This is a genomic window from Neobacillus soli NBRC 102451 (genome assembly GCF_001591665.1).
GTDB lineage: Bacteria > Bacillota > Bacilli > Bacillales > Cytobacillaceae > Neobacillus > Neobacillus soli.
The window spans coordinates 1-4,346 of record NZ_BCVI01000108.1 but is presented as its reverse complement, the minus strand read 5'-3'; the positions used below and the strand labels follow the sequence as shown (position 1 = coordinate 4,346).

4 protein-coding genes are annotated in these 4,346 nt (G+C 41.9%); all 4 read left to right on the top strand.

Translation table 11 applies throughout. The annotated features are described in order from the left end of the window. Nucleotides 1-218 precede the first annotated feature (218 nt). The 4 genes from BSO02S_RS25790 (at nucleotide 219) to rsmA (ending at nucleotide 4,043) form a co-directional block, all read left to right on the top strand. On the top strand, nucleotides 219-986 hold the full coding sequence (locus BSO02S_RS25790) for a TatD family hydrolase (RefSeq protein ID WP_066074865.1): 768 nt from the start codon (nucleotides 219-221) through the stop codon (nucleotides 984-986). 237 nt (nucleotides 987-1,223) lie between these two features. Then, nucleotides 1,224-2,405: a G5 and 3D domain-containing protein gene (locus tag BSO02S_RS25780; protein ID WP_066074862.1), complete on the top strand. Its 1,182-nt coding sequence runs from the start codon at nucleotides 1,224-1,226 to the stop codon at nucleotides 2,403-2,405. A gap of 206 nt (nucleotides 2,406-2,611) precedes the next feature. Then, entirely contained in the window at nucleotides 2,612-3,172 is a 561-nt protein-coding gene (gene rnmV, locus BSO02S_RS25775) for a ribonuclease M5 (protein WP_066074859.1), read from the top strand. Beyond that, on the top strand, nucleotides 3,165-4,043 hold the full coding sequence (gene rsmA, locus BSO02S_RS25770) for a 16S rRNA (adenine(1518)-N(6)/adenine(1519)-N(6))-dimethyltransferase RsmA (RefSeq protein WP_066074857.1): 879 nt from the start codon (nucleotides 3,165-3,167) through the stop codon (nucleotides 4,041-4,043). The genes rnmV and rsmA overlap by 8 nt, the downstream gene beginning before the upstream one ends. Nucleotides 4,044-4,346 lie beyond the last annotated feature (303 nt).

Sequence of the window (4,346 nt, the reverse complement as noted above, 5' to 3'; positions counted from 1 at the left end):
CCGTGTTTCCTTTATCTCAGTCAAAACGCTCCAGTCCATACGCCGCTTAACGGTTGCTTCAGCTTTTCTTTTAGAAATGTTCCACGTGTAACAATTTTCGGGACATTTCTATTTTTTGTATGATTTTTGCTGAAAAATGGCATTTCAAATATTAAGAAAAAAATATTAGCGAAACATACGATATCAATTTGTGATAATTAGGAGGAGCTTAATTTATTATGCTATTTGATACACATGTCCATTTAAATGCAGAACAGTATAACGAAGATTTAGAAGAAGTCATTGAACGGGCACAGAGTGAGGGTGTCACTAATATGGTCGTGGTCGGCTTTGATCGTTCAACCATTCAAAGGGCAATGGAGTTAGCAGAAAGCTATGAGTTTATTTATGCCTGTGTTGGCTGGCATCCCGTCGATGCGATTGATATGACGGAGAAGGATTTAGAGTGGATTGAAGATTTGGCCTCCCATCCAAAGGTAGTGGCCCTCGGTGAAATGGGTTTGGATTATCATTGGGATAAGTCCCCAAAGGAAATTCAACAGGAGGTTTTTCGTAAACAAATTAGGCTTGCAAAGAAGGTGAAGCTGCCGATTGTCATTCATAATCGTGAGGCGACAGCCGATATAGTGGAAATATTAAAGGAAGAAGGGGCAGAAGAAGTTGGCGGCATTATGCATTGCTTTAGCGGCAGTCCTGAGGTGGCTAAGGAATGTATAAAAATGAACTTCTATATATCACTAGGAGGTCCCGTGACGTTCAAAAATGCCAAAAAGCCGAAAGAAGTAGCGGCTGAAGTACCAATAGATAAACTTTTAATCGAAACCGATTGTCCCTATTTGGCACCGCATCCTTACCGTGGAAAGCGAAATGAGCCTGGGTATGTAAGGCTCGTTGCGGAGGAAATTGCCGAAATAAAAGGGTTAACATTAGAGGAAGTGGCATCTGCAACGACACAAAATGCTAAAAAGTTATTCGCCATAAAATGATAAGGATTTTTGTCGAAAAGGCGAGAGGCTTGTCCTAATTTTTTCTAATAACAAAAAGTTCTACATGTCTCCTTTTCAACATAGGATAACCGTGTCGATAAGTTTTCCTTTGCAACCTTTCCAGAATTGTGCATAATAGGGAATACATTCTCAGGATGTGCAAGGGTTGACAGCGGCAGCATGGTTTCTTTATAATCTCTCCAAGAAAAGGAGGCGTTTTTCATCGTATTCACGAACATGAAAAACCTGTTTTCTAAGGTTTTGAGTGGAAGGACATTGATTGTTGTTTTTGCTAGTTTCGTAGTTTTGCTAACAACTCTGGGGATTCTTTTTTCCGAAGGAGCAAAGAAAACAGTGGCAATAACTCTTAATGGCGAGCAAAAGATGGTTAAAACACATGCAGGAACCATTCAGGAATTATTGGATGAACTGGATGTGCCTATTCACTCAAAGGACTACTTGTATCCGAATGCCAATACTAAGGTGGATGACCACCTAAACGTCGTTTGGAAACAGGCAAACCAGGTTCACCTTGTCAAGAACAACGAGAAGAAAACGATTTGGACTACAGCCCGAACAGTGGCTGAGCTTCTAAAAGAGCAGGAAATTGTATTGACCGAACATGATCAAATATCACCGAGACCACAAGCGTCAATCAAAGATATGATGGAGATTGGTATTAAGATAGCTTTCCCGCTAGCATTAGCTGACGGAGGAAAAAAGAAGCAAGTTTGGTCCACTTCGGCTACGGTCGCTGACTTTTTAACACAACAGGGAATTAAACTAAATGAATTAGACCGAGTTGAACCGTCATTAACAGAAACCATTTCAGTGAATGGTGTTGTTAACGTCATTCGAGTAGAAAAAGTCACCGATGTAGTGGAAGAACCTGTTCAATTTGCCGTGGTAACAAAAAAGGATGCCAAGTTAGAAAAAGGGAAAGAAAAGATTATTACCGCTGGCAGGCATGGACGTGTCTCTAAACAATACGAAGTCGTGCTTGAAAACGGCAAAGAGGTATCCAGAAAATTAATAAATGAGAAGCAGATTACAGGGAAGCAGGATAAGGTAGTGGCTGTCGGAACCAAGGATTTAACCCTGCAGGTTTCTCGTGGCGGCGATGAAACGGGAACAGAGTATTACGTTACGGCAACAGCCTATACGGCGTTTTGCAATGGCTGCTCTGGAAGAACGGCCACTGGTCTTAATCTCCGGGCAAACCCAAACATGAAAGTAATTGCAGTTGATCCAAGAATTATCCCACTCGGAACGAAGGTTTATGTGGAAGGCTACGGCTATGCTGTTGCAGCTGATACGGGCGGCGCCATTAAAGGATATAAAATTGATTTGTTTATGCCGTCTAATTCGGATTGCTACCGTTGGGGGCGTAAAAAGGTAAAAATTAAGATTCTCCAATAATTTTCTTTATGCAGAGGTTAATCCTCTGCATTTTGCTTTTTCTTGAAAAATCTTTATACTTACATCGATACATAATTTGTGTTTTTTGTGATTTCTCTTACTTTAATTGTATGATTCTGTTTAATAATATAGACGATTGACATTACAAAAATGTTTCAAGTTTTTTTCAAATTTTTATTTTTTATTACGGAGGCTTACACTTTTACATGAAGATTAAAGAATTTATTGTTGTCGAAGGTAAGGATGATACTACTGCCATCAAACATGCTGTTGATGCAGATACAATTGAAACAAATGGTTCCGCTGTAAATGAGGCAACCATTGAAAAGGTCAGACGCGCTCAAAGGACACGGGGTGTAATCCTTTTTACCGACCCGGACTATCCTGGTGAGAAAATCAGGAAGACGATTGCAGAGGCTGTTCCTGGCTGTAAACACGCCTTTCTCACGAAGGAAGCGGCACTTGGTAAGGGCGGTAAGGGAATTGGGGTGGAACATGCCAGTCCTGAGGCAATCAGAGATGCATTGAAGGATGCTCAAATGATGCATGAAACAATTTCAGAGGAAATCAGCCAGGAAGATTTACTTACTGCCGGTCTTATTGGCGGTGAAGGGGCGAAAGAGCGAAGAATTATGCTCGGGGATCTTTTAAAAATTGGCTATACAAATGGAAAACAACTGCATAAGCGCTTAATGATGTTTCAAATCAGCAGGCAGGAATTTGCAGAGGCCCTATTAGTTGTCCGACAGGAGGAACAAAATGAATAAAGATATTGCTACCCCGGTGCGAACACGGGCGATTCTAGAAAAGTATGGTTTTTCCTTTAAGAAAAGCCTTGGCCAAAACTTCTTAATTGATACGAATATATTAAAAAAGATTGTCAGCTTTGCCAATCTCGGTGAGAATTCCGGTGCCATTGAAATAGGACCGGGGATTGGGGCTTTAACAGAGCAGCTAGCCCGGACGAGTAAAAAGGTTGTGGCTTTCGAGATTGACCAACGCTTACTGCCTATTTTGAATGAAACCCTTTCGCCCTATCCCAATGTGGATATTATTCATAATGATGTGTTAGAGGCGGATGTTCAAAAAGTGATGGATGAGAAATTTTATGGGATCGATGACATCATGGTAGTTGCTAATTTACCGTATTATGTAACAACCCCCATCATCATGAAGCTATTAGAGGATAAGCTGCCCATCCGCGGCATCGTTTGTATGCTTCAAAAGGAAGTAGCCGACCGCATTTCAGCGGCACCTGGGACGAAGAATTACGGGTCGCTTTCCATTGCGATTCAATATTACATGGAAGCGGAAACGGTTATGATTGTCCCAAAAACAGTCTTTGTTCCACAGCCGAATGTAGATTCTGCTGTTATCAGGCTGATAAGGCGGGTCCAGCCGGCTGTTCAGGTAATGGACGAAGGCTTCTTTTTTCAGGTGACCAGGTCCAGTTTTGCCCAACGAAGAAAAACCCTGCTCAATAATTTAACAAGCCAGCTGCCAGATGGAAAACAAAAGAAAGAGGAAATTCTACGTGCTTTAAGCGCCAGCGGGATTGACCCAACCCGTAGGGGAGAAACTCTGTCTTTAGAAGAATTTGGCCGTTTAAGTGATGAACTATACCCTTATTTCCACTAGACTCTTTGTCAATTATTAAATACATGTAAGATTGCTTGGAGGATTTTATCTTCAAGCTTTTTTGTTGTTAATAACCGCTTCATGAGGACAAAAGCCGGGGTTCCCAAGGCGAAACTGTCCGCATGAGTGCTTCATGAGGACAAAAAGCCGGGGTTCCCGAGGTGAAACTGTCCACATGACCGCTTCATGAGGACAAAACCCGGGGTTCCCGAGGCAAAGCTGTCCGCATGAGTGTTTCATGAGGACAAAACCCGGAGTTCCCAAGGCGAAACTGTCCACATGACCGCTTCATGAGGACAAAAG